The sequence below is a fragment of the Enterobacter sp. 50793107 genome, assembly GCF_001463365.1.
GTDB lineage: Bacteria > Pseudomonadota > Gammaproteobacteria > Enterobacterales > Enterobacteriaceae > Enterobacter > Enterobacter cloacae.
Window position 1 is genome coordinate 32,991 of sequence record NZ_LNII01000118.1, and the last position, 24,005, is coordinate 56,995.

General features: G+C 54.9%; 28 protein-coding genes. 2 read left to right on the forward strand and 26 right to left on the reverse strand.

Annotated elements, in window-relative coordinates:
• Positions 1-17: 17 nt before the first annotated feature.
• From APU11_RS15420 to APU11_RS15495, 16 genes are all read right to left on the reverse strand, one after another.
• Positions 18-209 (reverse strand): hypothetical protein, encoded by a 192-nt coding sequence (locus APU11_RS15420; protein WP_239691332.1) that lies wholly within the window; start codon positions 207-209, stop codon positions 18-20.
• Positions 209-2,965: a hypothetical protein gene (locus tag APU11_RS15425; protein ID WP_060578620.1), complete on the reverse strand. Its 2,757-nt coding sequence runs from the start codon at positions 2,963-2,965 to the stop codon at positions 209-211. The genes APU11_RS15420 and APU11_RS15425 overlap by 1 nt, the downstream gene beginning before the upstream one ends.
• Positions 2,965-4,530 (reverse strand): hypothetical protein, encoded by a 1,566-nt coding sequence (locus APU11_RS15430; protein ID WP_060578621.1) that lies wholly within the window; start codon positions 4,528-4,530, stop codon positions 2,965-2,967. The genes APU11_RS15425 and APU11_RS15430 overlap by 1 nt, the downstream gene beginning before the upstream one ends.
• Entirely contained in the window at positions 4,530-7,361 is a 2,832-nt protein-coding gene (locus APU11_RS15435; RefSeq protein WP_060578622.1) for a hypothetical protein, read from the reverse strand. Before APU11_RS15435 ends, APU11_RS15430 begins: the two co-directional genes overlap by 1 nt.
• 12 nt (positions 7,362-7,373) lie before the next feature.
• A complete protein-coding gene (locus tag APU11_RS15440) occupies positions 7,374-7,913 on the reverse strand; it encodes a hypothetical protein (RefSeq protein WP_060578623.1) in 540 nt (179 codons plus the stop codon).
• A complete protein-coding gene (locus APU11_RS15445) occupies positions 7,913-8,377 on the reverse strand; it encodes a hypothetical protein (protein ID WP_060578624.1) in 465 nt (154 codons plus the stop codon). The genes APU11_RS15440 and APU11_RS15445 overlap by 1 nt, the downstream gene beginning before the upstream one ends.
• On the reverse strand, positions 8,377-10,836 hold the full coding sequence (locus APU11_RS15450) for a hypothetical protein (protein ID WP_060578625.1): 2,460 nt from the start codon (positions 10,834-10,836) through the stop codon (positions 8,377-8,379). The genes APU11_RS15445 and APU11_RS15450 overlap by 1 nt, the downstream gene beginning before the upstream one ends.
• Positions 10,836-11,441 carry a hypothetical protein gene (locus APU11_RS15455; protein ID WP_060578626.1) on the reverse strand — a complete coding sequence of 202 codons (606 nt, stop codon included), beginning with the start codon at positions 11,439-11,441 and terminating at the stop codon, positions 10,836-10,838. Before APU11_RS15455 ends, APU11_RS15450 begins: the two co-directional genes overlap by 1 nt.
• The gene (gp10, locus tag APU11_RS15460; RefSeq protein WP_032636536.1) at positions 11,441-11,776 is read right to left on the reverse strand and encodes a capsid staple protein; all 336 of its coding nucleotides are present in this window, start codon (positions 11,774-11,776) and stop codon (positions 11,441-11,443) included. The genes APU11_RS15455 and gp10 overlap by 1 nt, the downstream gene beginning before the upstream one ends.
• Positions 11,777-11,840: 64 nt before the next feature.
• Positions 11,841-12,125, reverse strand: a complete 285-nt coding sequence (locus tag APU11_RS15465; protein ID WP_060578627.1) for a hypothetical protein — start codon at positions 12,123-12,125, stop codon at positions 11,841-11,843.
• Positions 12,118-12,510, reverse strand: coding sequence for a Bbp16 family capsid cement protein (locus APU11_RS15470; RefSeq protein ID WP_045898079.1), 393 nt, complete (start codon positions 12,508-12,510; stop codon positions 12,118-12,120). Before APU11_RS15470 ends, APU11_RS15465 begins: the two co-directional genes overlap by 8 nt.
• Before the next feature lie 12 nt (positions 12,511-12,522).
• Positions 12,523-13,530: a major capsid protein gene (locus APU11_RS15475; RefSeq protein WP_060578628.1), complete on the reverse strand. Its 1,008-nt coding sequence runs from the start codon at positions 13,528-13,530 to the stop codon at positions 12,523-12,525.
• 10 nt (positions 13,531-13,540) lie between these two features.
• Positions 13,541-14,251 (reverse strand): peptidase, encoded by a 711-nt coding sequence (locus APU11_RS15480; protein WP_060578629.1) that lies wholly within the window; start codon positions 14,249-14,251, stop codon positions 13,541-13,543.
• Between the two features lie 2 nt (positions 14,252-14,253).
• Positions 14,254-14,550 (reverse strand): hypothetical protein, encoded by a 297-nt coding sequence (locus tag APU11_RS15485; RefSeq protein WP_060578630.1) that lies wholly within the window; start codon positions 14,548-14,550, stop codon positions 14,254-14,256.
• A complete protein-coding gene (locus tag APU11_RS15490) occupies positions 14,547-16,217 on the reverse strand; it encodes a portal protein (protein WP_060578631.1) in 1,671 nt (556 codons plus the stop codon). Before APU11_RS15490 ends, APU11_RS15485 begins: the two co-directional genes overlap by 4 nt.
• Before the next feature lie 14 nt (positions 16,218-16,231).
• Positions 16,232-16,438 (reverse strand): hypothetical protein, encoded by a 207-nt coding sequence (locus APU11_RS15495; protein ID WP_032634944.1) that lies wholly within the window; start codon positions 16,436-16,438, stop codon positions 16,232-16,234.
• 859 nt (positions 16,439-17,297) lie between these two features.
• On the opposite strand from APU11_RS15495, the gene APU11_RS15500 reads away from it, so the two are divergent.
• Together APU11_RS15500 and APU11_RS28320 are read left to right on the forward strand one after the other, a co-directional pair.
• The gene (locus APU11_RS15500; RefSeq protein WP_060578632.1) at positions 17,298-17,597 is read left to right on the forward strand and encodes a hypothetical protein; all 300 of its coding nucleotides are present in this window, start codon (positions 17,298-17,300) and stop codon (positions 17,595-17,597) included.
• A 336-nt stretch (positions 17,598-17,933) separates the two neighbouring features.
• Positions 17,934-18,650 carry a hypothetical protein gene (locus APU11_RS28320; protein ID WP_060578633.1) on the forward strand — a complete coding sequence of 239 codons (717 nt, stop codon included), beginning with the start codon at positions 17,934-17,936 and terminating at the stop codon, positions 18,648-18,650.
• On the opposite strand, the gene APU11_RS15510 is transcribed toward APU11_RS28320, so the two are convergent.
• The 10 genes from APU11_RS15510 to APU11_RS15555 form a co-directional block, all read right to left on the reverse strand.
• Positions 18,647-20,128: a hypothetical protein gene (locus tag APU11_RS15510; protein WP_060578634.1), complete on the reverse strand. Its 1,482-nt coding sequence runs from the start codon at positions 20,126-20,128 to the stop codon at positions 18,647-18,649. The two genes, APU11_RS28320 and APU11_RS15510, sit on opposite strands and share 4 nt — an antisense overlap.
• On the reverse strand, positions 20,125-20,754 hold the full coding sequence (locus tag APU11_RS15515; protein WP_060578635.1) for a terminase small subunit: 630 nt from the start codon (positions 20,752-20,754) through the stop codon (positions 20,125-20,127). The genes APU11_RS15510 and APU11_RS15515 overlap by 4 nt, the downstream gene beginning before the upstream one ends.
• Positions 20,755-20,813: 59 nt before the next feature.
• Entirely contained in the window at positions 20,814-21,143 is a 330-nt protein-coding gene (locus tag APU11_RS15520) for a hypothetical protein (RefSeq protein ID WP_060578636.1), read from the reverse strand.
• A 77-nt stretch (positions 21,144-21,220) separates the two neighbouring features.
• Complete coding sequence (locus APU11_RS15525; protein WP_060578637.1) at positions 21,221-21,559, reverse strand: hypothetical protein; 339 nt, start codon at positions 21,557-21,559, stop codon at positions 21,221-21,223.
• Positions 21,552-21,737 carry a hypothetical protein gene (locus APU11_RS15530; protein WP_060578638.1) on the reverse strand — a complete coding sequence of 62 codons (186 nt, stop codon included), beginning with the start codon at positions 21,735-21,737 and terminating at the stop codon, positions 21,552-21,554. Before APU11_RS15530 ends, APU11_RS15525 begins: the two co-directional genes overlap by 8 nt.
• Positions 21,725-21,991 carry a hypothetical protein gene (locus APU11_RS15535; protein ID WP_060578639.1) on the reverse strand — a complete coding sequence of 89 codons (267 nt, stop codon included), beginning with the start codon at positions 21,989-21,991 and terminating at the stop codon, positions 21,725-21,727. The genes APU11_RS15530 and APU11_RS15535 overlap by 13 nt, the downstream gene beginning before the upstream one ends.
• Before the next feature lie 79 nt (positions 21,992-22,070).
• Positions 22,071-22,688 carry a hypothetical protein gene (locus APU11_RS15540; RefSeq protein WP_060578640.1) on the reverse strand — a complete coding sequence of 206 codons (618 nt, stop codon included), beginning with the start codon at positions 22,686-22,688 and terminating at the stop codon, positions 22,071-22,073.
• Positions 22,685-23,104, reverse strand: coding sequence for an HNH endonuclease signature motif containing protein (locus APU11_RS15545; protein WP_060578641.1), 420 nt, complete (start codon positions 23,102-23,104; stop codon positions 22,685-22,687). The genes APU11_RS15540 and APU11_RS15545 overlap by 4 nt, the downstream gene beginning before the upstream one ends.
• Positions 23,105-23,106: 2 nt before the next feature.
• Entirely contained in the window at positions 23,107-23,538 is a 432-nt protein-coding gene (locus APU11_RS15550) for an ead/Ea22-like family protein (RefSeq protein WP_060578642.1), read from the reverse strand.
• Positions 23,535-23,915 carry a hypothetical protein gene (locus APU11_RS15555; protein WP_058650898.1) on the reverse strand — a complete coding sequence of 127 codons (381 nt, stop codon included), beginning with the start codon at positions 23,913-23,915 and terminating at the stop codon, positions 23,535-23,537. Before APU11_RS15555 ends, APU11_RS15550 begins: the two co-directional genes overlap by 4 nt.
• Positions 23,916-24,005 lie beyond the last annotated feature (90 nt).

Genomic DNA, 24,005 nt, shown 5'->3' on the forward strand with positions numbered 1-24,005 from the left:
AGCGGCCTCGTGACATGTCACACAAGCGGTAATTTATACACTATCGCGGCGATAATAACGAAGGTCGCGAAGTAAACGACCTTCGCCGATGTCTCTCCTAACCATCCTTTCCTGATCGCGAAAATTATCGCCACAAGATACGCCGTGCCGCAGACCACAACGGCAGCAAACCAGAACAGAATCAACCCTATCTTGATTAAGATATCCATTATTGCCCCACTGCCTTTCCGAGATCTGGAGCGCGGCGCGGCGAAGTTTCACCAGGCTCCCACCAGCTCGTTGTATTGAATTCCCGCTGCGCACGGTCCCTTACCCGGTCGTTATAGCCTGGGTTTGCCATCTCCTGCAGTTGCTGCAGTATCAGGTGGTTGGTGATTGCCTTCGCGTACCAGAGATTAGCGAACGGGGTTATCATGCGGGCCGTCTTCAGCGCATCGGCACCGAAAGATGTTTCCTCGCCCTGAAGCGCCTTCTGCGGGTTCGTGATCAGTAGTTTGGTTAACTGTTCTGCGAAGCTGAGCACCGGGCCGCCAATGGTTGCCGCGATACTTGAGCCATATTGCGTATGGTCCTGGAAGAGGAAATCGCCGTAGATACCGAATGATCCCCCCTTCAGCAACGCCTGTACCCATGTAGTTGGCTTTGTCATATCCAGTGGGTCATTACCGGTCAGCAGGCTGTTCATCTGGTTTGCAAACATCCCGGCCAGTGTCGTACCAGCAATGTATGAAGCGAGGAATTTAAGCGCCGGAACAGTATCGAGATCATTGGCTCGGTTCACCAGTTGGCGGAACCCGGCAAACGGCGTTGTTTTGAAGAGCATGAAGCTCTTAATCAACTGCCCGGCATCGTCACGGGCATAGGTGTCCAGGCCGGTGGCCGTCGTTACGGCGCTGGTCATTTCACCGTGGGTGATCCCCAACAATTTCTGCGCGGCTTCAGCGCGGGCATTGCGAACCATGCGCGTGATGGTCTGCTCTGCTTCTGCATCGAATGCTTCTTTCATCCGTTTCAGGCGCTCAGGAGGAAGATCGCCAAGCGCGGCCAGAGCTGCTTCACTCCCGGCGCGAACCTGTGCAATACGGTCTGCCATGATTCCGGTGATCACGTCGTCAGGCACGGCATAAATAGCGTCAGGCGTCATGCCCTTATGCCCGGCGGTGGTCATTGGCTGAAGGTCTGCTGCTGCCATGATAGCCCAGTCCTCATTGCTCCAGCCTTTGTTGGCCAGGATGGTTTTATCTGACCCTTTAACATCGTCCAGCGTCTTAAATTTGCGGGTGAGCTCTCCAATGTTTTTGTACATCAGCAGGCCGAACGCCGCTTTGTTGGCGCGGTCCATTGCGATCAGCCCTGACCACTTCAGAGTCTTCTCTGCAAACCAGCCGGTAATTCCGCGCGACAGGTCAAATCCGCCCATCTTTGAAACAACAGCAGCATGCGAATCCACCAGCAGGCCCAGTTCAGCATTCGCCCTTTTCGCGTCACCACTGAAAAGGTTCTTGATGGTGTTGGCTGACAGGCGCATGCCGTCGCGGGTGAAACCGAGCGCCTGGGCATTGGCGCGCATAATGGCCTGGTCGCTGGTTGCTGTCAGGACGCTGGTACCGAGCATGGCGCTGGTCATCAGGTTACGAAGACCGCCAACTGCTGACGTGAACACGCTCGATGTGGCCGCGCCGTTAAGCCCGGCCATAGAGTTAAACATCCGCTCGACCATCTTGCGTTCTTCGTTCATCTTGCCCACTTCCTTCCCGCCGGTTACCGCACGCTGATATACGCGGTCCAGCACCAGGGAAAAGTTGCGGGCAGCGTCCGGGCCGAAAGCTTTAACGACGCCAAGATCACGGGACGAGGATTGAAGGTGTGACATCATAACACCAGCCACCGGCTGCTGAGTGTAGCGCTCCATGTAGGCGAAGTGTGACTGTGCATCCTTGAACGCCATCACTCTGCTCTGGGAGCCGCGGTTCTTTATCCCGCCGGTGCCCATGAATGCGCCCGGGTCGATTTTGTTGGCCCCGTCGGTGGCCTTCGTTTCGAAAATAGCTTCAAGCGCCTGGCGATACTCGATGTCATTCATCGGGCTGCCGTCCGGATTAACGTAGTTGCTGCGATCCTGCGTATTGTAAACGTCGTCCACCCATGCCTGGCGGGCAAACTCAATCGGAGGCTGGCGGCCTGACAGTCTCGCTTTGGCCTGTTCTGCCACCGGCAATGATGCCAACCATTCATCTCGCCCGGCGTTGCGAATAAAATCAGCGTCATCCACATAGGGCAGATGCCAGTCATCGCGCAGGCCGATATCAAATCCGTTGTCGTTCATTTCCTGCCGAGCCCGGCTGGTTACGTCATTCCATACCTGTGCGATTTTCTTCGCCTGCGGGTTCCCGGTATCCTCGCCGTAAAGCTCTTTCAGGATCTGGAATTGTGCAGACTTTGCAGCCTGCTGGTCGAACAGACTACGGAAACGCTGCTCGCCGAGTGCTTTGCTCTGCTCGAAGAATTTACGGACGTCATCACCGGCTTTGAGCAGTTCAGCGCTGAGTTGGCGGGACCAGTCCTGATATGCACCGGTAGCCAGTTCCTCAGCCGATGTGACCGCAATATCTTTTCCGTCAGTTGTCCGCCGCCCTGCAAATATAAACTGCTGCAAATTGGCGGGAGTTTGCTGCTCTGGCGGGATGTTAGCATCGAGGGTTTCTGTCACCCTGCTGATAGCGATCGCGTTCTGAGCGACGCGCTGGCGCTTCTTATAGACGTCATGCACAACGCGCTGACGCACCAGATCGGCGGCCTCCATATACGTCTGTGCATCAGGGATGCCAGTCTTGCCTTCCCTGGCATTTTTTTTATGCACCTGGCGCACGGCTTCTTTGATACGGTCCTCAATACCTTTCAGCTCGTCAGCCTTTGGCTGGCGGCCAAGTGTCTGCGCAATGGCTTCAACACATGCCTGTTTCATTATGGGTTCCTCAGGAAGCACGCAGCGGCGACTGAATACACTTTCGATTCGTTCTGCACGGTCTGGATTTGCTCATCAAATTCAGCCAGAACATCGGAGAGTTTTGCAGGCTGCCCGGTGTCAGGGTGCGTAATTGTCAAATCCGGATTGGTGGTGGCCATATCGCGCGCCGCCATCAGGTCGTAACTGTTTGATGAAATCGCCTGGCCTGTATCTGGATCAACGCTGACCTGCCCGCCAGTTTCGTCTGCTGCCGTGAATGCACTTTCGGCGCGCGGCGCCGGAGCCTCTCCAGCCAGTTCTGACGGCGTTTCATATCTGACACCATTCTCTTCGAAAACCTGCTGCATTGCATGGTACTGCTCGTTTGCAGATTCCAGCATGCCAGGCCGGGCCGGACCATCCAGCCCGCGCGCCATCATTCCGACGTTAACAGGCTGGCCATCATTCAGTTGCCGGTACGCTTCATCCATGGCTGCCACATGGCTGTTAATGCTCTCGTTGCTGGCGTGCAGCACAGGGGAGGATTCCAGGTCGTAATACAGTCCCTCATTCAGCGTGTGTGCTGCATCGATGTCGCTCGGCTTAATGGCCGGAATATCTGACGCTGCGGCGGTCTCTGTCACTGGCGTCTGGGTATCAGATCGCACCGGTGCACCAGGCGCATCCGTTACTGGCGTAGCTTCGCCCACAGGTGATGGCTCTGCGGTAGCATCAGGAACACTCTGCACTTCTGCTGCCGGGATCTGCGTTTCAGCATCTGCCGGAGGTGGCACATCAGCATTACGCGGGGCCAGGTGATGGGCACCACCAAAAGCGCCTCCCAGCACCGCATCCACCAGCATGGCCTGGCCGTCGAATACCCGGTACTGCTTCGCCATCTCGGTGTATCCTTTTTTCTCCAGCGTTTCGCCGACTGAGTAACGGTTCAGGCCACCGAATCCGGTGTTGATTGCCACGCCTGAAGCGATGCGTGTTGCCAGCGTGGTGCCGACGGCAGCAGGTAAAGCCATGCCCGCGGCGTTGAAAAGGCTCTGCTGAGTTGCCAGGTTGCGAGCCGTCGACTCGTCTACGCCCTTTCCTTTGAAATCCTGATAGGACTGTTCATACGTAGAGCTGAATGCGGTGGCGGCGCCGACGGCAGGACCGCCGACAATGGTCGCACCTATCGATGGTACAAACTGGCCGAGACCGTAAATCACCTCGGCAGCGGTTCCCTGGCTACCCGCATCAGGCTTCACGTATCCGCGTGCATCCTGCAGTTGTTTGCCGATCGTGTCGTAGGTGTCATTCAGCGCTTTGTCGGCATCAGGGAACATCACCCGGAAGATATTAACCGTTGGCGCCACGTCTGCGGTGAATGCAGGATCGCTGATCAGACGCTTGCTAAAACCAACGGCGGACTGAGCCAGGCCGAGAGTACCTTCCGCCACGCCGCGCACCGGTGCAGCAATTGAGCCCTGGAAGAATGTAGGCTCATAATCTTCTGGTCGTGCCGGATTGGCTGCTGTTTTATCGTCGGTCCACGCCTGGCCTTCCGGAGCCAGAGAAAATACATCAGACATTATTCGACCCTCACGACGATAGCTTCATTGGTTTTCGGATCCGTCGCCCAGCGCCCGCTGCCGCTTACCAGACGGTACTGGTTGTTGCCGATATTAACCGGGGTGAAGTTTGATGCGGCGTTGACGTTCAGCCCGGCATCTTTCAGCGCCTGCTGTGCGGACGCTGTGTAACGGTCATTGAACGTAGATTTATCCATGCCGAACGGCATTACCACATCGCCACCATTAAAGCCCTTGTACACGCCGCCTGTGGCGTATTGCGCCGCCTTTTCCACTACGTCGGAGTTGGCTGCATCAGTGCGCGTCATGGAAGCGTCTCCGGACTGATAAGCGATCCCGGCGTAAGCGGCTTTGAAAAGGTTGTAACTGAGCTGGCGCGCCTGCGGGTTGTTGGCGAATGCATTACCAACCTGATCGTCGAATGCGCGCTTAAGCTTATCTTCGCTCGGCAACTGGACCGGAGTTATGCCCGCGTCTTTCATAGCCTTGGTCGGGTTAAGCAACTGGTCACCTGCCAGGATCACCTTCGATACGTCGTACTTGTTCATGGTTGGCTTGTAGCCAATGAACTGGCTGTAGGCGATAGACGGCTTTGTGTTGTCGTACTGGTTGTCAGGCGTGCCAAGCAGCAACGCAGAATAGGCTGTAGCCGCGTTGTTCGGCGCGATGGCAGAGGCGACCTGACGCATTGCCGGAGCAGACAACGTTTCCCCCATGCTCTGCAGCAGACTGATGGTCTGGTTAACGTCTTTGGTGCCGCGTACCTGTTCAGACAGAGCCGCAGCCTCCTCACTCGACAGGATAGGCGCATTGATGCCCAGCGCACGCAGGCTTTCCTGAGATGAGAACCGGTTGGCCACCTCCGCAGTGATGTCGTTAGGGTTATTGCTGGAGATCGGCTTATAGGCGCCAATCTCTACCGCAGCGTTGAACGGATTATTCTGGCGCTGGCTGATCACCTTCGTGGCCGCAGCCGATACCTGATCGAATAATTCGGCACGGGAAGCATATCCCTCGCCGGTTTCCTCGGTTCCTGGCTTCAACTGATTGACGTAGGCTGTAATGCTGCTCGTCGGCATGTTGCGGAATGAGCCAATGTACTGCCCGGCGATCTGCGTGTTCCTGAATTCGGTGTAACGGAGATTACCTTCCCGCACCCCATAGGCCGCCAGGAAGTCGGTCTGAGTCGGAGCATTGGGGAAATCCACACCGCGCATGTATGCCGCGCTGGCATCGCGTACCCGGCTGTCGATACTGGTGCGATATTCTGCCTGCTGCTGCTTGCGAATTTGGTCAGCCTGTCGCAGGAATGTCGCCTGCGCTTCAGGAGATGCAGCGTCGAATGCAGCATTGCCGGTGTAACGTTTGGTGCTGGTCGGCAGCTGAGACAGGCCAATAGCTGCACTGACACCGGTGGCGAGCTGCTGGTCGCTGTATGGCTGGCTACCGTTCTCATGCTGGATGATTGCAGCACACAGGGCCTTCAGCGTGTCAGGGTTTGATGCGTCAAGCTGCTGATCCGCAGTCACACCAAGCTGCGCGCATACTGCCTTAATGTAGGCATCGGTATTGTTATTGTCGGACGGCGGCGCCCAGCGGTTGATAATGTCACTGACGGTATCGATCCCCTGGCGCTGGTAAGACAGCAGGTTGCGGCCCAGCGCGCGGATGCCATGCTCAGGAGTTTCGAATTTAGCAAATCGACCATCATCACCGGTCTGTCCAACCCATGGATTTGTTTTGCTGTATTCGAGGTTTCCGGGGTTGTTATTGCGAATGCCGCGAGCGTCGCCTTTCTCACCTTTTACATAATACTGATCCTGCTGTTCGTGCAGCCTCTCAGCGTAGGCTGTGGCATCTTCAGGGTTGTCGAATATGCCTAGGTGCTTGCCAGTTTTTTCATATAACGCAATGGCTTCATCGTCAGAGAGTAATTTTCCATCGTCGCTTACGGTAGGAATCAGGACTTCACCTGAATCTGTTCCAATGGAAATTGTTCGAACGGTACTGATCGTTCCATCTTCGTTTTTAACAGATGGTCGATTAAACAGGTTGATATTACCCTGAGTCACCATTCCTTTTGTGGTTTTAGGATCTCCACCATACGGATTAACCGTTGCCCGCTTTGAACCAGAAACTGTGTCGCTCAGCTCGCCATTGCTCTGAATGAACTCGATAGAGTTATTCGCCGACCACTGAGAAAGGGCAGTATCAGCAACCTTCTCCTTAAATTCGGTCTTTTTCGCCTGAATTTGCTCGGCGCTCCAGCCATGCGCGGCGCCATAGGTTTCGATCTGCTGGAAGGTCTGCTGGTTGTACAGCACATAGTTGGCGTTGTCGCCGTACGCAGATGCTGCCAGCTTCCCGTTGTTCTCGAGCGTAGCCTGGAACTGACCTTCTTCGTAGGCATTGAGCTGGCTGATCTCATGCCGCCCGGCCTGCGTCGTGAACTGAATGCGCTGCTGCTGCGCCTGCTGCATGAAACCTGCGCGGGCACCTTCCGGCAGCGTCATGGCGATCTGCTCGGCCTGAGAATCAAACTTTTGGGTGTACTCCTGGCCCTTACCGAGTGCATTTTTACCCTGAAGATTCAGCAGTCCGGTATCAGGGTTGGTCAGCAGATCGCTGGAAATCTGGCTGAGTTGCAGCGATGCATCCTGTGCCTGGGCAACATCAGCCCGCTGCTTGGCCTGCGCGAACATGTCGATAGCCTTTGGTGCCACCTGAGAAATGACGTCGCCGACATTGGGCTGCTCGAATGCCTGAAGGCCTGGAGACTGGAATCCACGGCTTTCAACCTGGCGACCGGTGACTGTTGGTACTGTAGGCATTTCGGTATCTCCTTATCGACCGGTACGAGTGCCGACTGCCGCGCTGATTGGTGCGGCTTTCTGCGAGAACGGCGACCATGTACCGCCAGCCATTTGATAAGCGCCATACGCCTGCAGCGGCGTAGTAAGCAACGTGGTAGCGGCCCCCATATTCCCCTGCTTACGCGCTGATACCGCCTGGGCGTCATAGTTAGCAGACTGAACCTGATAGCCGTAAGCCTCGCGCTGGGCGTTGTTAACGGTCGTCAGAGCATCCAGCGTGCCGAACTGAGCGGTATCCCCGAAGATGTCCAGAGCGTTACCGGTTGAGAGATCCGCACCGGTGGCACCCATGGTTGCCGCCTGGGTGCCGGCTGCCTGGCGATTACGGCGTCGCACTTCCTCGGCCTGGGCATTGCCACGGTTAATTGAGTCCTGCGCCTGCGCTTCTGCCACATCAGCATTTTGCTCCGCTACTGCAGAGGTGTATTTCCCGGTCTGATACTGGTCGTAAGCGGACAGCGCGCCTGCCGCGAGTGTCGCACCGGCTAAAATTGTGGTGGGTTCACACATTATTTTCTCTCCATGTGGAAGCGGTGAAACAGAAGACCGTGAGCGCCGTATGGCTGCGGCTCTTCAATGGTGAATCCCAGCCAGTGCAGCCAGATACGCGCTGTGTGGTTGCGGGCATCAACATAGTTTTCAAGATACGGGTAAACAGCCAGCATTGCATTGACCACTTTCCCGCAGCGGCGCAGGAAGGTACGCTGGTATTTCTCCAGCGCGTCGGTGCCCACCAGCCACGGGATGCCGTTGCCGCCGATCATAGATGCCGGTGCCACGCCGAAGATGGTCACCACCTCCCCGTTGATAAGCCCTGCGCAGGCGAAAGTTGACGTGCGCAGACCGGTTTCAAGCACGCGGCGCGGGCTCCATCCGTTTGTCGCCAGAAATTCATCAACATCAGCCTGGCGGACATGCGGCAGCATGGCTTCGATATGCTCTGCGGTTGCCGGTACGATCTGAGCTTTAATCATCAGAATCCCCCAACCGTCATGCGCGGAATGACAGCCAGAACTGACAGCGGCAGCGGATCGAGCTGGCGCACCTTAACGCGTCCGTTTTTATCCCAGTTGCTGTCGAGCTTCACCTCAACTTTTCCGGTAGCGTCATCAACAGGGTCGTCGTAAAACTCGAACTCACGCTGTGGATACTCGTACCATGTGCCACCAGGCGTGGTTGCCCATATTCCGCGGCTGGCATTTACCACCATCGTGACAGTGGGGATCACCTGCTTTTTATCCAGCAGCGTTTCCTGGCCATTGATGTTGATGTCCAGCGTTTCGAACTCAGCAGTGATCGGCAGTCCGATATGAACTACCGCGCCCGGAGATTCGAGCGTGACAGCACCGCCTGTTACGGTTTTCTGTGGCTCAACGCTGGCGTCTGAGAGTATGTTGACTGTCTGGCCTTCTAGGTGTGACAGGCCGCTGAAAGTCTGGCGGGCCATCTGCCAGTTTGTTGTGGCCGCATTGCGCAGCACAGCAGGAACATCTCGGTTAAATCGCACGACCACCGCCGTAGTGCTGGTTACAGAAATGATGTTGCCGCGTAGCTCCTTCGCAACCACCTCTCCGGTGTCAGGATCAGCCTCTGAGTACGGGAACTGGATCTGAGCGTCAACGTCCGTATTTTCAAAGTAAGCACCACCGCTTATCGTCACCGGGTAGTCGACCTGATAGCTCCATTCTCCGGTGCCGCCGCTGATGGTCATCGTCCTGGATGATGTGTTACGCCCGTCATAGCTCAGCCCACAGTCGACAAAGAATGCGTCTTCATCACTGGTAAACAGGCGGCTGGAAAGACGTTCGATGTAACGTTTCGTCTGGCCGTTGATGGTCCGGTTAACCACGAAATAAACAGCGTCCTCACTGCCTTCGCTGATGGAGCAGGTGCTTTCGTACTTCCCGGTGCTGGACTGCGGTGCCCAGGCGAATACCTGCTGATCACGCAGATAGGTCAGCACCAGCAGTTTTCCGTCGTCGCGGATGCAGAACGCGCTGCTGTACGGCACGATGCAGAATGACCAGTCTACAATGCTGCGTTTCTGGAAAAGATGGTTTGCCAGTATGGTCAGGTCAGTGCCCTGGTACCCGTCGACGTCGAAGGAGTAAGCCAGATCACGCACCACACTCCCCTTTTCCTGGATGAACAACGCGATGTTTGCCACGGCGATCGGCGGCACATTGCTGGAACCGTTGTTTCCCTGCGAGCTGAACGAGAAAGCCGACGGCGTGAGCACCTTATTCTGGTCTCCGGATATCGTATATTCCCCGCCGGACGTCAACGCAACCAGGCTGCCTACATCGATAAGATGGCGAATCTCATTTACCTGGCGCCCGGCATAGGTGTAGATAATGCGATCGTCATCCTGAATGGGGTTGCTCTTGCCAAAGTCTTTATAGTCACCGGTACGGCTCGCCCAGATGGTTTGTGGGTAAGCGGTAGACGCGGCAAAATACAGACGCTGCTGATAATAGACGACCGTGCTCGGGTAGCCGTTGACGCTGTTCCAGGCATATTTTGCCCATTTATAGCTACCGTTAGCGGAGCCAACGACCTGAGAAGGGATATAGCTAACCACCGTTGCAGTTGCGGTTGTACCCGCTACAGCAGTGATTCGCGCAATGCCGAAACCGCTGTGGAGATATTCCCACTGAATGCCGGTATCACCACCCCAGCCATCCCATGACATACCTTCTGTGTGGGACGGACGAAGTGTGCCAGTGGTGCCGCCAGTATTGGCGCGGTAGTAGTTGCTGTCGGCGCGACGCACATCGTTGATAGCGGTGGTCTTTCTGGTCTCCCATACGGGAACGGAATCAACCGCCGGCTGTTCGAGATAGAAGAGTTTCCCTACCTGCTCGGCACCGAAGATAGAAGAGCTGGCCGTCAGCGTAATGGTCCCGGTGCTGGCACTGGCGTATACCTTCACTGACTCGTCAACGTTGATATCTTCGAAAGGTCCGTTTTTGGTGGTGACGTCGACGATCTGCCAGTTGTCATGCGCGTAGCGGCGCAACTCCTTCGGCGGGTAGGACGGGTGAACCAGCGTAAGCACATCGGCGCTCTGCGTGAATTTGATGCGGAACAGGTCGGCCTCTGCATACGGCATAGCCAGCTCGTAGATCACATTGCTGCTGTTCAGCACATACGCGCCGTCTTTGATAACGCGCATGTAGTTGTGCCCGAACTCCAGCGCATAGGTCTGGACGGTAGAGAACTGGAAAGGAATAAGGCGGCATTTTCGCGTCGGATATTTGGCTTCTCCGACGAAGCGCGTGCCCGGGCGATTCTCCACCCCACCATACTGGCGAACGATAAAGTTATCACATTTGCGCAGCGCCACCTGATACTTCGACATATCGATGCGCCCGTACAGCGACGGGCCAATCTCACCACCGGCAAAGCTCGGCTGGATCCAACTGAAAGCCATTATGACAACCTCGCTGCGGTGAACTCATCAACTGGCGGCTGCGGCTCCTGAGATTCGTTCTGGCTGTGCGAGCCAGCGCTCAGGATGACGCTGCGGTACATAGTCAGTGCGTTGTTACCGAGATCTGCGCTGCCAGTAAGCGGCATGTTGATGGCGGCCGCCAGGCGCCAGGACAGCGCTTCCATGAAGATGGCATCGAACATGTTCACGTCGGTGACGCGTGCGATGTACTTCAGCCATGCCTGAGGCTGGTCTGTATAGATCAGCTTTCCGGTGCCGTCGGCATCAGCCCCAACCTCATAGTTGATGCGCATGGCAGCCGTAGGATTACGGATACCGGGCACCATAATTTCGGTGATGCGCAGGCAGTCAGTCGGATACTGGTAGGAATAAGCCCAGTCCGGCGGCGGATTGTTGGTGTCGGCCAGCGCCAGGCGTTTGGTGGCAAAGTTCCAGTCGAAGTCCGCCAGCGCAGAATCGCGGCAGGAATCGAAATGCAGGGAGCACTGCCCGGCTTCTTTACTCGCTTCGGTCAGGCTGTTAATGCTGCGGCTGTTGCCGATATTGCTCAGCGCACGGTTGCAGATCTCGATAACGGAGGCCATTAATCATCCTCCCCGCCTGGGTAGAATGCATCTTTCAGCTCTTTGGCATCATCACGTTTCTGTGGAGCCAGGCCAATATCAGTGATCTGAAGCTCAACATAGTTGTCTTCACCGTGATCTGTAGTGCGGGTAGATACAGAACATACGTTAGCCATTGCCATAACTGATACGCTATCACCTACCGCTGGCAGTGATTTTGCATTCAGGCCGAGGCGTTGCAGAGATTCATTATCCAGCGTGATGCGCAGCCCCCACGGATACTGATCTTTGGTTTCTGGTTTTCCATCTTCACCAACGAATGAGTCGGTGCCTGTTTTCATGTTTACAGTTTTCATTCTCAGGTCTCCGCATAGAAAAGCGGGGCCGAATGGCCCCGGCTTTTAGCACTTTATCGAGCGCTTACACGCCCAGTTCTTTACGCCGGGCATCAATCTTCTCTTTGAGAGTTTTTGCGCTGGTGTTTTTATGCGGAGCTTCGCCGAACATCTCTTCGTAAATGGTACGAAGCTGGTCCAGCTCCTGAAGCTCTTCATTGGTTGGCAGATCGTCAGCCTTCACCACGACATCACCGTCGTTATAAGGGATAAGGTTTTTTCCAGCCTCCCCGGAAAACTCCACAATATCGCCAGGCTCGCAGAGCTTGCCGTTAATGAAGGAGCGTTCTTTGACGCGATATTTAGACATTGGTCTGCACCCCGCCAACAATGCCAGCGGTTACTTTGCCAGTGGTCGGCGCGGTACCGGTGACGGTGTAGTTAAGGCGGATGTAGCGCTCCAGCTTCATCGGCAGCGTGATGACCGGCGTTTTGTAACCAACGGTCAGGGATGCCAGCGGGATGACCATAGAGATCACGTCCGTTGGAGAACTGAATGCCGAGTTATCATCGGTCTGCACCGTTACAGTCAGGCTGGTCAGGGTGTTAAATGCCTCAACAACCTGAATCAGCAGCGGGATATCGCCATATTTACCGACATCCTTACTGGAGCCGGTGTCAATAACGTTGGTTGATGCCGCGGTGGCCGTAATGGCCTGAGCCGCGGAGAACAAAGCCTGTTGATCAAGCAACATGATTCTCTCTCCTTACGCCGTTACGGCAGATTCAGTGTTGAGCAGGGCATCAGCGCGACGGATCGGAATGCCGAGGAAAGAAACCACTTTCTTACCGGCATACTCTTCGATAGTCAGGTTGACGTTTTTCGCGTTCATTGCCTGCTTGTGCAGCCACGCGTGAATTGTTTTGTTGCAGTAGATGACTTCTTTACCATCACCCAGCATTGCAACATCACGTGCATAGTACGCATCGACCATCATGCTGATCAGATCAGCACCAGTTGATGCGTCTTTAGTCAGGGTGGTGACATCGATGTTGCAGATACGGGAGATTGAACGCCAGTCACGAACGCTCAGGCCGAGGTTCCATTTGAACTCATCACGGTATGCGCGGTATTTGCCGCCATTGCCGTCGTCCACCAGATCATCGCCGAGGTCTTCATGCTGGAAACCTGCGACCATGCCTTCCGGGTAGATCATGTGAGCAGTCATTTCGCCCCATGACATAAACCAGATGGAGGTATTAGTGGAACCAGAACCACCGGCGCTGAATACGTTTTCTGCGCTTGCGGCCTTGCTGGTGCTGAGCGTGTTGAAACGCGGAGCCAGGCCCATGAATGCTTCAGGCTCGGCATCGGTATTGCCGTAGAAGGTATAACGCGCGACTTTGTTGTTGAAGCCCTGCAGTTTGCCCATGTTTTCAGAAACACGGAATGCTTCTGCGTTGTTTGAGCGATCTGCCAGGTCTTTATCGACAAAGCCCAGGTCGTACAACATACCGGTTGTATCGGTTACTGGCACGGTCTGGGTTTTGGTTGGCTGAACGCCCTGGTTATAGCGGCGCCATACCGGCTCAGGAATACCTGCGCGGATGGTGGTTTTATGCTTAGAGCCGTCGTTACACGGCACATAGATCGCATCGGTCAGGATGTCGTTGGTTTTCGCCAACTGCTCCACGATGCGCGCGATTCGCCCGTTCTTGTCAGTACGATTGTAGATGTCAAGCAACGATGGCAGAGTTTGACCGATTAAAGCCATTTTTCATACCTCACTTTTTGGGATAGAAGGCGGAGATAAGGTCACTGCCGCCGCTTTCATGACCGCCGGTGACAACCTTGTCTTCTGACATTGCCTTGCCGACTTTGATAAACGCTTTAACAAGCGCCGGGTGATTACCCAGACCGGTTGAGTCCAGGTACTCTTTCAGTTCTGGATCGCCGAATTGTTCCAGTGCACGCTGCGCAGCGCTGAGGTTTGCGGTCAGCTTGTCGCCGCCGATCTCCTTGTCTGCCTTCACGTCGGCTGCCCACTGTTCTGTCTGCGCCTGCCAGGCTTCTGCCTGACGCTGCTGCACACCGGCCAGAATTTTTGGATATGCGTCCACCAGCTTCTGCGCCTGCTCGTTTGTCAGGTTCAGCTCGCGGGCAACCGGCTCGAAGTCCTTCAGCGCTTCGGTGTCAAGCTCAACGCCTTCTCCAGCCTTAAATTCGTATTTCTCCGGCGCGCCTTCCTGCTTCTGGTCTTTTTCTTCAGCAGGCTTGTCTGCTGGCTTATCACCATCAGCGGGCTTATCGTCCTGAGGCTTGTCGCCTTCAGTGCCAGGCTGTGGTTTATCGCCTTCTGGTTTGGCCGGGTCAGCAGCAGGTGCCGGAGCATCAGCAGCAGGTGCGGATGGCTCAGACGGTGCCGGTGAAGAGCCACCATCAGCAGGTTGCTCATTGCAAAGACGGCGATGCAGCAAACGTTCTAATAAATTCATGGTTACTCCTGTTCACTGGCCTCTGCGGCCATCTTCAGATACTGATCGGGGCAGTGCGTCATGACGCGCTGAAACAGAACCAGAGCCAGGTTGCGCTGCCCTTCGTTGAATGCTGTGATGTTCGGGTCTACGTTGAAGCAGGTACCGAACACCTGACCTTTCTCCAGCAGCCACCACACGACGCGGCGGCCCTGTTCGCTATCCATGACGAACTTGATGTCGTCCTTCTCGCGCTGCTCCAGATCGTGCTTCTTACGCTCGTTCTGAATGCGCAGTTCTTCTTCATCGAAGTCCGTCATTGCTGCGCCGCTCCAACTGCGTTAGTGATTGCTGTCAGTGCGCTTGGGTCTGTGGTCTGCGTCTCGCTGAGCGTCTTGGCTCCCTGCGTTACTGCCTGGCCCATTGCCAGCGCCTGGGCTGCCTGCTGCTGTTTGGCTCGATCCTCGCGAATCTGCTGCACCTGCTCCTGCGGAACAATGACGGTTGGCGACGTGCCTGCCATCTCTGCGAACGCGTCGATAGCCTGATCCGCGTCCAGCTTGTCGAGCGCTTCAGGTTTGAACTGTGCGAGCTGGCCGATAAAGCCAACGGTCTGCGACAGGCTGGTGAGGCCGATAGATTTCTGCGCCTGAGCCATAACGGAGATGTACTCGATGCGCAGCGGCATGCCCTGCATAACGTCAGGTGGAGGCGGAAGCATGTTCTTGCGCGCCATAATGGAGAACACGCGGTCGATAAGCGGGTTGAGCGCTTCGTCGTTCAGGCGTTCCAGCACCGGGCCGAGCATCAGCAGTTTCTCTTCCTTCATCTCGATCACTGCTTCCACCGGCATGGAGCGGGTGTTGATGTTTTGCAGCATCATGAAGAGGTCAACGAAGTAGGCGCTGTTGATGGTCTGGCGGGTGTCCTGAATGTCAGCCAGCAGGTCGGCTGTATTCGGGTTGACCAGGTATGCAGGCTTGAAACCGTCCTGGCCGCTCAGAACGTCGAGATACGTCACGTCGCCTGGCAGCAGAGAAACGCGCTGATTCTTCAGTGAAGTTGGCGCAACCATCGGCGGGTTAGTGGCTTTGTCGATCAGCTGAGCTTTGCGCTTCTGCTCAACCTGCAGGGCTTTAACCTGACCGAGTGCCAGCATGCCAGGGCAGGAGGACGCATAAACGTCTTCGCCGTTAACTTCCCAGCGTGGCGCCAGGATCGGGAATTCGTCAAAGCCAGATTCACGCAGCAGCTTGTCGGCGTCGCCGCCAGTCTCGAAGTACACAGAGCGGAACGGTTTGTTCTTGCTGTCCATCTTGCCGCTGTCGCGGTTGATGTTTGGCGTGATGCAGTGGTTAACCTCGATCCAGTTTTCGTATGTGCCGTTTTCCCACATTCCCCGAACGGAAGCGCTCACGTTGTCCAGGCCAAATTCCTGCACCAGCTGGCGCACGGTCATGGAGAACTGGCGGAAGGAAGTGTCTACGCTGCCGCGCGGGCTGTTCGCCAGGTAGTAGCTGCCAATCGGGAATGGCATTGTGCGGATCACGTCCTGGTCATCTTCGAGCACGGCCATCGCGGCGGTACCGAAAGTACCCAGGCTGGCGTACATCACTGGAAGAGACTGGTACAAATTCGATTTGTTGAACACCTCGTTCATGCGGCGCTGCACGACTTCCAGCCAGACCTTCACCGGGCCGTAATCCATCATGTCAGGGTCAGGCGTTGCCAGTTTGAACCACGGACGGGCCGGGCTGGTGATGCCGGACATCATGCCGCTGGCGAGAATGCGCTGAGCGAGTGAGCCGGTAGGGTCAACAATTTTGGTGTTGCGGCGATCATCACGGTTAACGTCAGACGGCAGGAAGCGTGAACCGCGCGGATTGATAAAGTCGCTCAGATCGCGCCAGTGCGGCTCGAACGATGTGCGCTCACTCTTCAGCTGTGCTAGCTGCTTCAGCAGCCGCTCTTTTTCGGTTTCCGCCATCTCTCAGGTCTCCGTTACTGACCGAGCAGCGTTTTACCGCTGGTGTTGGCTTTGGAAGTGTCGCCCTGGGCACCGGTGAGCATGGTCGAGTTACGACCGGCTGCAGCACGGCGGCGGCGCTCTTCGTCATCGCGGGCACTGACCACAGCGGCGTCCTGCTCCTGAGGTGCGGCCTGAACTTCTGGTGCCGCTGGCACTGATGGCTTGCTGCCGATACACATAGCGATAACCTCACACACGATTAAATTATTACCAATTTAACCATATACGGATTATTTTACGTAGTGCATTGACAGAATGCCGTGCAATTATTACCCTTCAGGTAACACAACATGAAAGCGCACTTCGATATCGGTTCTGTGAGGTCTTGTCGCTAAATCAAACTGGTGAGTGCGCTTCCAGGTGTGAGCAGTACGGCATATGGCACATGTGTCGCAGCGGTCCGGAGGGGTTCCTTGGTTTCCTTACCCCCGAGCGGGTAGCCGGAATGTGCAAGTCAGTGCTCTCGGTATGCACGGACATGACGACTCACCATCGTGGCGATCAGGTGTGACACCTCGGAAGAGACGAGGATGCAACGATGAGAGCATTGCAGGTTTACATGGTGGACATGATTGCCACGGAGTACGAAGCAAAGTGCAGTGCTCTCAATGTTGTGGTGAATGCGCAGGCTGATGCGCGGGGTGGAGCGGCCCGGGTGGCTACTGGATCAAGACAGGCTGTAAGACAAGCTGTGTAAATAACTGGTAAGCCGTAGTAGCCAATAAAGCAGGTGAAAATCATAACGTCTATCCCGCCTCGGCGGTGGCAGCTAACACCTGTGATAGTCAACGCCGGAGATCAGCACCGGCCACCACAACCCAATCACGCCTCAGGACCGTGATACGGCAGTACCAGGCAATGCGTGTAGCTTTGGCGGTGGCAGTTGCTCCCACTTCTGACCACCGCCCTTTTTACAGCAGAACGCCATTCCGATGACGTTGCGCTGTAAACCCTGCATCACCCGCCAAGGAAGGCACTCCGTAGTCCATTGCTTCCAGTTCGCCAGGTTCGTCCGGGCATTTTTTTAAGGTGAGAATTATGAGCGTATGCTTAAGAGATAAGCGCCGAAAAGGCCAGAGAATACCTGACGTTGAAATGCCGAACGGAACATGGTTCAAGGTACTGGATATCGAAGGAATGAGCGACTTGGTTGACACAAGGCACTATGGTGATACAGCAACCGCTACGCCATCAAAAGCAAAAAAAATGGCAGATTTGGTAGACTCCTGGACTCCACCAGATGGATGGTGCAACGGAAACGACAGGGAGTGGCATCAGAAAATGAAGAATTACATCGTGGAATTCCTGCGAAACTGCAACGGATTCACAACGCAATAACGCCGTGACATGTCACAATCAGCCCGCAGATGCGCGGGCTTTAATTCGAGGTCACTATGTCAAAACTCAGACTGAGCGCCAGAACAAAGAAGCGTAGAGCAGCAGACCAGGAAGTTATGGACAAGATGAATTACATCTTCCAGAAGGTTAAAAAGTGCGAGCATGAGCTGACAGATACCATCATTAGCACTCCGTATTTCAAGGCCCGCTAATGCGGGCTTTGTTTTATCCACACCAGCGGATATCTCCGCAATTATCACATGCAGGGATAATTATTCATAATGACCACAATTTACCCAAACGGTATAATCGGAGAAAACTTAGAAGGGATTGGGCATGTTGGAATCATTAAAAGAGCTGTTTTCTTCCTCCGTCAGCACTGCTGCGCAACGAGTAAAAAATCCTGCGTTAGGCGCATTTGCTTTATCGTGGTGTGCATTTAACTGGAAATCCATTCTTTATTTGCTCCTTAGCGATACCAAGATTTACAACAGAATCGAATTCATATCAGCTCATAGTGACTGGAAGATCTCATTTGGATACCCTGTACTATCGACAATAGTTTTATGCGGTTTCATGCCCTGGGTTAACAATGTTGTTTCAAAGTGGCAAAGCCAGCCACTCATCAATGCCGACGCAATTGAAGGCGTTAGAAAAGCGCATCAATTCAAAATCGGCGCTCGCCTGGAGAGAATGAAAGCAAGACAATATGTGGCCTATGAAAGATACAAAACCCGTGCAGAGGAAGAGATCCAGGAGATGCGAGAAAGCATCTTAAAGTCCCAAGAAACTATGGGGCTGATCACAAAGGAGCGTGATGACGCAGCGGCTGAGCTATATCAAGCTAAAGAAAAACTATCCAACTATGAGCAATTTGATAAAGACAGATCGTTTCAACTTGAAGCCGCAAATAGTCAGGTGGCACAACTAACAAAGGTGCTGGAGCAGTGCTATTTTAATTTGCTCAGACACCCTGATGATAAAAACTATAATGACCTTGCAAAGTTCATAAAATCATCACTTGAAAACTTGAATATCAAAATTCGTTATTAGGCATACGGGTCGTACTCGGTCAGCGCCTTACCCTGCTGGTTCTGCTGCTGCCCATAGTTAAACTGCTTTTTGGTTACCGGCGCGGCGTAAGTCAGGACGTATGCATCTGCGTCGTTCGGCGACCGGCCAAGCAACTCTTTGACTTCTTCCTTGTCCTGAAGAATTTTCCTGCTGTCCTTCAGCCTTACCTTGTACTCCGGCGCGCTCAGTTCATCGGCAAGGTTCTGGCTGTCTAACTGAGCACCAAGCTTCAGCGCGTCTCGGGCGGATTTGTACATCTCTCCGCGCTTATTTCCCATCTCTGGATCTGCGGTTCCGCTGCCGAACTGTATCAGCGTCCAGTTGCGCCCCCAGTTATCCCCTACTGATTTAAGCCCGGTTCCGTAGCCGTAATCGATAAACACCGCGTCGGCCTGGTACTGGTCCTCAAAGTCAGCGATGATCTTCGCAAACAGCACATCGTCTGTGGTGCGTTGCCACTCCCCGAGCTTCTTACAGTGCAGCCCCTGGCGAAGATAGATCACTGCTGGGTCTTTACCCTGGTGAGACGGGTCAACGCCGAGTATTACTGCAGCATGCTGAACCTGTTCAGGAGTAATCACCCTGCCTACTGCCGGCTGCGTCAGACCTGACGGAATGAACTGGTTTTCAGACGCGTCAGGGAAGATCCCCCGCACACGGACCTTCACGAAATCGCTGTCCTCGCCGTAGTCGTCCACCCATTTCTGGAGTTGCTGTTTGTTCGTGCCTTCCACGGTGCGGCTGTCTATCTGCGCGCACTTCCAGCGGTGCTTATATTTGCGGAAACATTCGCGGAAACGCCCGGTGTTACGCGTCGGGTTCCCGAACGCCACCCAGATTATTTCCGTGTCTTCGTCCGTCAGCGCACCTTCAGCAACTTCCCACACCAGATCGGCAATATTCGATGCTTCGTCGAATACAACGATGATACGCTTGCGCTCGTTGTGCAGGCCGGCGAAAGCCTCGGTATTGTGTTCAGACCACGGGATTGCGTCAGCGCGCCAGCGTTTATCGTGACCAGGATCGTTGCTGTACATCGCCGTGGCGGTGCAGGTGAACCAATCTTTCGTTATGGCCAGGTTCGACCATTTGATGATTTCCGGCCAGGTCTTGGTGCGCAGCTGGTTGTCGGTGTTGGCGGTCACCACCACCTTGCAGTCCTCGCAGGTGGACATACCCCAGTTAATCAGCATCGAGATGAAAGCGGACTTTCCGATGCCGTGGCCGGATGCTCGGGCCAGCATCAGCGGCTGGTGACGTGTCTCAGGGTTCTGAAGGTGATCCCGTATCTCGCGGAATGCGTCTGCCTGCCATTTACGCGGCCCGGTGGCATGCGCCAGTTCTGTTCCTTCCTCGCCCCACGGAAACGCATACAGCGCATAGCCCAGCGGGTCATACGTGAACGAGGCGATATCCTCGACGAGCTGCTCTTCCGGCGACATGGCTGCGGCTGTCATTCTTCACCACCAGCCTGCTCTTTGACGCGGCGGCGCGCTGCGGCCATGCGGTCGGCGATGGTGACGGTGCCGGAAACCTCCAGGCGCTCTTTGAACGCGTTGACGTCTACGTGCTTACCAATCAGCTCGAGGTTCTTCACCTTGTCAGGCCATTTCACCTTCTTCAGGATATGCTCGACATCCTCAACAGAGAGATCCGCCTCGCCATTCTCTTTCTGCAGAGAGGCCTGAGTCGTCTTGATGGTAGCGATATCCATCGCACTAAGAGATGTGCGCCATACCTTAGGCCATTCAGCAATCGGCTTCATTCCACCGTCGTCGTTCAGGATATCCAGCACATCCATCTGGTCGATCTCCACCAGGCGCATGAGCACGTAATCAGCGCTGACGCGCATGCGCTTGTTGCGCTCCTCCATCAGCTCAGCGATTCGTTTCTGGATTCTTTCGTCTCGCATCATCACGCTGGCTTTGACCGCAGCCGTATTAGGCGAAAATCCTGCGTCTATCGCTGCCTGAGACTGGTTTTCGGGTGTCTTAATGTAGGACTGGCAGTAAGCCTCCTGCATCGCTGTAAGAGGCTTATATTGCGTTGATTTGCGTTTGTGGGTTTTTGGTGTCGCGGCCATGATTACCACCTGAGTAATTTTATTACCATGAAGGTAATACTATCACGCCCGCGCAGATGTTACATGACTGGTATCGGGTCCGGCCGCTGATTGTCCACGCGGTTCAGGAAGTGGGTCACCACACCATGCACTGTCGTGTCGTCCAGCGCATCACCTTCCAGCGCTTCACCGTCAGGAGTTATCAGCGCCTTTCCCTGCACAACGGCGAACTCCGTGCGGCCGCAATAGGATATCAGCACGGTGTCACCCGGATGTGGTTTGTGTGAAACATTGATGATTGCGTAGCCCGCTGACGTCTCGATGGTGCGGCAGTTGCCGTCGTAGCCGCACATGCTGGTGATGGTTAGCGTGGCTTCTGCGTAGTCTTTTGCCGGAGATGGAAAGCCCATAATGGAACCTCACATAAAAATACTGTACATTTAAACAGTATAATCATGTGAGGATTTAGTCAATACGTCGTGACCTGTCACACCGCAAGTTTCGTTTCATGCCAGCCCTGCGTTACCCAGCACGCCGAGTCACCGGCGCACGGGCATGACTTCACCGGCAGGCTGTCGCCGCACCTGCCGCACCGGTTGGCGCTGATAGCTTTGATACGTCCGCGCACCCGGGCATCATCCTGGCGGATCAGCAGAGCAATGTACTCGCTCAGCTCATATGGCTCACGGCCCGGGCGACGCTCTGCGCAGTTCCGCGCCAGCATCTCCATTTCCTGCTCGTCGAGAACCAGCTCCAGCTTGCGTTCACCGGCTTCAGCCTGGCGGGCGCGCTGCGCTGCTTTGCGTTCTGCTGCTGTCTTAGCCATTGCCGCTCTCCATTTTGGTTTCCATCCCTTTCTCTCTGGATAGATAATTGAGCAGCATGCGATACGCTGCGAGTTGATATTCCTCGTTCAGGGTTAACCCTAATGCGTATTCAGCGTTACCGAGTGACTCGAGCCGCTTAATCTTTTCGGCCAGTGATTCCTGGGTTACCGTGACCATTTCCGAACCTCCCCGTTTTCTATTTCGATTACCGCTGTTTGGTCCTCACCACCAGCAAGGTCAATTCCGATGAATGCCGCAGACTGAGCCGGGACCACCACAGGCATCGGCACGCGGATAACCAGTTTTTTGAGCCTGTCGATTTCGCCGGCCAGTTCCAGCAGACGGGAGCGACAATCCTCTGCCTCTTCTCGCCACCATGCCACATCAGCTTTAAGGCGGCGAAGGCGCCGCTGTTTGAGTTTGCTCACCATAATCCATACCCGGTCATGGATATGAACTGGCAAATAGCGAACATCACTACCGTGATGACAACAACTTTGACCGGAGGCATCACTTCACCTCCTGCTGCGGTGCTACTGCGAGTACGCTGCGCCAAACATCGACGTTATGCAGATCATCAAGAATCGCTTCGCTCATTGCATTGGTCATATCACCCGTCAATTCAATAGGAACCAGTTTCCAACCATCCGGAATCACCGGAGAGTCGAGTTGTTCTGAATTACCGAACGACTGAAGCATGGCGGCGCGGCAGGCGTCCTTGCTTTCACCAAAAATAGCTGACTCAAGCACGTCCATAGCCTGAGAAGGGGAATAAGCATATTTGTCGAAAGACGGCCCCTTGATGCGCTGAGCGATTTTAAACAAGCGCTTTTCCTGTGCGTGATACAGCTCGCTAAGGTGCTGGTAGCGCTCATCAAGCAAAGATACCGGCGCTGGCGGGGCGTTAGTTTCGCTGACAACCTTTTTGACATGCTTAATTAGGCTGCTTTCGTGGTCAATTTTGAAAACAGATACAGGCTCCAGCGATGCCAGCAGCGCATCCATGGCCACCATGCCGAGCCCAAACATGTCGTACTGCTCTTTGTCTTCTACCGGGTCATAGTCCTGCTGCCAGCACTGGAATGCATTGCGGAGGTCTTTGGCCTGTTCTTTGGTAATTGTGATCATACTGTCGCTCCTTCCTGATACCGTTCAAACCAGAAAACAACTGGCTTATCGACTACCTCAACCAGACCAAAACGCTCTGCCGTTCGGAAATTTACACTGTATGCTCGCGCGCGATCCGCCTGCGCCGCCACCTGTTCACGGAATGTTTCAACGGTGAAGGTTGCTTTAAACAGATTGCATGGAGCGCAGGCCGGGAACAGATTTTCGATAGCATCATTCTCCGGCCGCCAGAACTCTCCCGTTGCGACAGTGCGGCGAGCTCCATCTTTCTGTCGCCCTCCGAATTCCCATTTCCTGAGAGCCGCTTCAACATGGTCAGCGTGCCAGCCCTTTTCGGGAAGTTCGCACCCACAATAAGCACAGCGGCCGCCAAACTTCATGCGCAGCTCCGCGCGCTGTTTTTTAGTCAGTGCCATGCTCACTCTCCTTTACCGGCTGCAGCGAAGAGCACTTTGTTGTAATTGTTCTGACAGTCGATATAGCCCTTCGCATAGTCCTCGGTGGCACCGTAATGGCAAATCTGGAACTCTGAGTACTGCTTCACGCCACGCGCTAACGCTTGCAGCTCAACAATCTGCTTGTCTTTGGCTTCCATCTCATCCAGCAGCGCCAGCACGGTGGCTGGGTCTGCCGTTGCGATGAATGTGGCGTCGTTATCGTTTCGCCACCGAGAGAGATTACCGGTATCCTCATGCCGAACGGCGGCGCGCTTGTTATCGGTGGCAAACACCTCCAGCACGTCGTTGTCGATAAACGACACCATGGCCTGCCCATGACTATCAATCCACCAATTGCCAGGCGTCGCCCTCTCCGCCGCTTCCCGTAATGCGCGTTTGTCGATGTTGCTCATTGGGCGGCCTCCACGCTGCTTTGATACTTGCTATCCCAGTCCAATACTTTGCTCAGCATTTCCTGATAGTCATCGTCCCATTCCAGCCGATCGCTTTCCCGGGTCAATTTCGCAACCATTTCGGCCAGCGTGTTTGCGGGAAGGTATCCGCGACCAAAGTCGGCTAGGCGTGATTGATAGTCAGGCGCCTCGGTCTCCACGTAGCCAAACTCGCCTTCGAATGCATCACAGTAACTACAGGACCCGTAACTCCCTTCGCACACGCCAATTTCATCGCCGAGGCGAATAAGTGCGAGCCACTCGCCCTGGTAGCAACCGAATTGCACAAACTCGATCACCTCGCATCCTGCTGCTTCTAATGCACTTTGGTAGCTCATGACTGCACTCCTTTGCGAAGCTGAACTTCGGTATTGATGCGGCTAAAATAGAATCCGAATACTTTCTTCCATGGCTTAACAACAGCGTCC

Excerpts from the sequence above, each read along its gene's own strand:
- APU11_RS15445 (WP_060578624.1), bottom strand. The coding sequence starts at position 8,377 with ATGATTAAAGCTCAGATCGTACCGGCAACCGCAGAGCATATCGAAGCC.
- APU11_RS15450 (WP_060578625.1), bottom strand. The coding sequence starts at position 10,836 with ATGGCTTTCAGTTGGATCCAGCCGAGCTTTGCCGGTGGTGAGATTGGC.
- APU11_RS15550 (WP_060578642.1), bottom strand. The coding sequence starts at position 23,538 with ATGAGCAACATCGACAAACGCGCATTACGGGAAGCGGCGGAGAGGGCG.
- APU11_RS15420 (WP_239691332.1), bottom strand. The coding sequence starts at position 209 with ATGGATATCTTAATCAAGATAGGGTTGATTCTGTTCTGGTTTGCTGCC.
- APU11_RS15515 (WP_060578635.1), bottom strand. The coding sequence starts at position 20,754 with ATGGCCGCGACACCAAAAACCCACAAACGCAAATCAACGCAATATAAG.
- APU11_RS15540 (WP_060578640.1), bottom strand. The coding sequence starts at position 22,688 with ATGATCACAATTACCAAAGAACAGGCCAAAGACCTCCGCAATGCATTC.
- APU11_RS15425 (WP_060578620.1), bottom strand. The coding sequence starts at position 2,965 with ATGAAACAGGCATGTGTTGAAGCCATTGCGCAGACACTTGGCCGCCAG.
- APU11_RS15495 (WP_032634944.1), bottom strand. The coding sequence starts at position 16,438 with ATGTGTATCGGCAGCAAGCCATCAGTGCCAGCGGCACCAGAAGTTCAG.
- APU11_RS15545 (WP_060578641.1), bottom strand. The coding sequence starts at position 23,104 with ATGGCACTGACTAAAAAACAGCGCGCGGAGCTGCGCATGAAGTTTGGC.
- APU11_RS15530 (WP_060578638.1), bottom strand. The coding sequence starts at position 21,737 with ATGGTCACGGTAACCCAGGAATCACTGGCCGAAAAGATTAAGCGGCTC.
- APU11_RS15475 (WP_060578628.1), bottom strand. The coding sequence starts at position 13,530 with ATGGCTTTAATCGGTCAAACTCTGCCATCGTTGCTTGACATCTACAAT.
- APU11_RS15455 (WP_060578626.1), bottom strand. The coding sequence starts at position 11,441 with ATGGCCTCCGTTATCGAGATCTGCAACCGTGCGCTGAGCAATATCGGC.
- APU11_RS15480 (WP_060578629.1), bottom strand. The coding sequence starts at position 14,251 with ATGAATTTATTAGAACGTTTGCTGCATCGCCGTCTTTGCAATGAGCAA.
- APU11_RS15440 (WP_060578623.1), bottom strand. The coding sequence starts at position 7,913 with ATGTGTGAACCCACCACAATTTTAGCCGGTGCGACACTCGCGGCAGGC.
- APU11_RS28320 (WP_060578633.1), top strand. The coding sequence starts at position 17,934 with ATGTTGGAATCATTAAAAGAGCTGTTTTCTTCCTCCGTCAGCACTGCT.
- APU11_RS15485 (WP_060578630.1), bottom strand. The coding sequence starts at position 14,550 with ATGACGGACTTCGATGAAGAAGAACTGCGCATTCAGAACGAGCGTAAG.
- APU11_RS15555 (WP_058650898.1), bottom strand. The coding sequence starts at position 23,915 with ATGAGCTACCAAAGTGCATTAGAAGCAGCAGGATGCGAGGTGATCGAG.
- APU11_RS15430 (WP_060578621.1), bottom strand. The coding sequence starts at position 4,530 with ATGTCTGATGTATTTTCTCTGGCTCCGGAAGGCCAGGCGTGGACCGAC.
- APU11_RS15465 (WP_060578627.1), bottom strand. The coding sequence starts at position 12,125 with ATGTCTAAATATCGCGTCAAAGAACGCTCCTTCATTAACGGCAAGCTC.
- APU11_RS15435 (WP_060578622.1), bottom strand. The coding sequence starts at position 7,361 with ATGCCTACAGTACCAACAGTCACCGGTCGCCAGGTTGAAAGCCGTGGA.
- APU11_RS15520 (WP_060578636.1), bottom strand. The coding sequence starts at position 21,143 with ATGGGCTTTCCATCTCCGGCAAAAGACTACGCAGAAGCCACGCTAACC.
- APU11_RS15490 (WP_060578631.1), bottom strand. The coding sequence starts at position 16,217 with ATGGCGGAAACCGAAAAAGAGCGGCTGCTGAAGCAGCTAGCACAGCTG.
- gp10 (WP_032636536.1), bottom strand. The coding sequence starts at position 11,776 with ATGAAAACTGTAAACATGAAAACAGGCACCGACTCATTCGTTGGTGAA.
- APU11_RS15535 (WP_060578639.1), bottom strand. The coding sequence starts at position 21,991 with ATGGTGAGCAAACTCAAACAGCGGCGCCTTCGCCGCCTTAAAGCTGAT.
- APU11_RS15470 (WP_045898079.1), bottom strand. The coding sequence starts at position 12,510 with ATGTTGCTTGATCAACAGGCTTTGTTCTCCGCGGCTCAGGCCATTACG.
- APU11_RS15510 (WP_060578634.1), bottom strand. The coding sequence starts at position 20,128 with ATGACAGCCGCAGCCATGTCGCCGGAAGAGCAGCTCGTCGAGGATATC.
- APU11_RS15500 (WP_060578632.1), top strand. The coding sequence starts at position 17,298 with ATGAGCGTATGCTTAAGAGATAAGCGCCGAAAAGGCCAGAGAATACCT.
- APU11_RS15525 (WP_060578637.1), bottom strand. The coding sequence starts at position 21,559 with ATGGCTAAGACAGCAGCAGAACGCAAAGCAGCGCAGCGCGCCCGCCAG.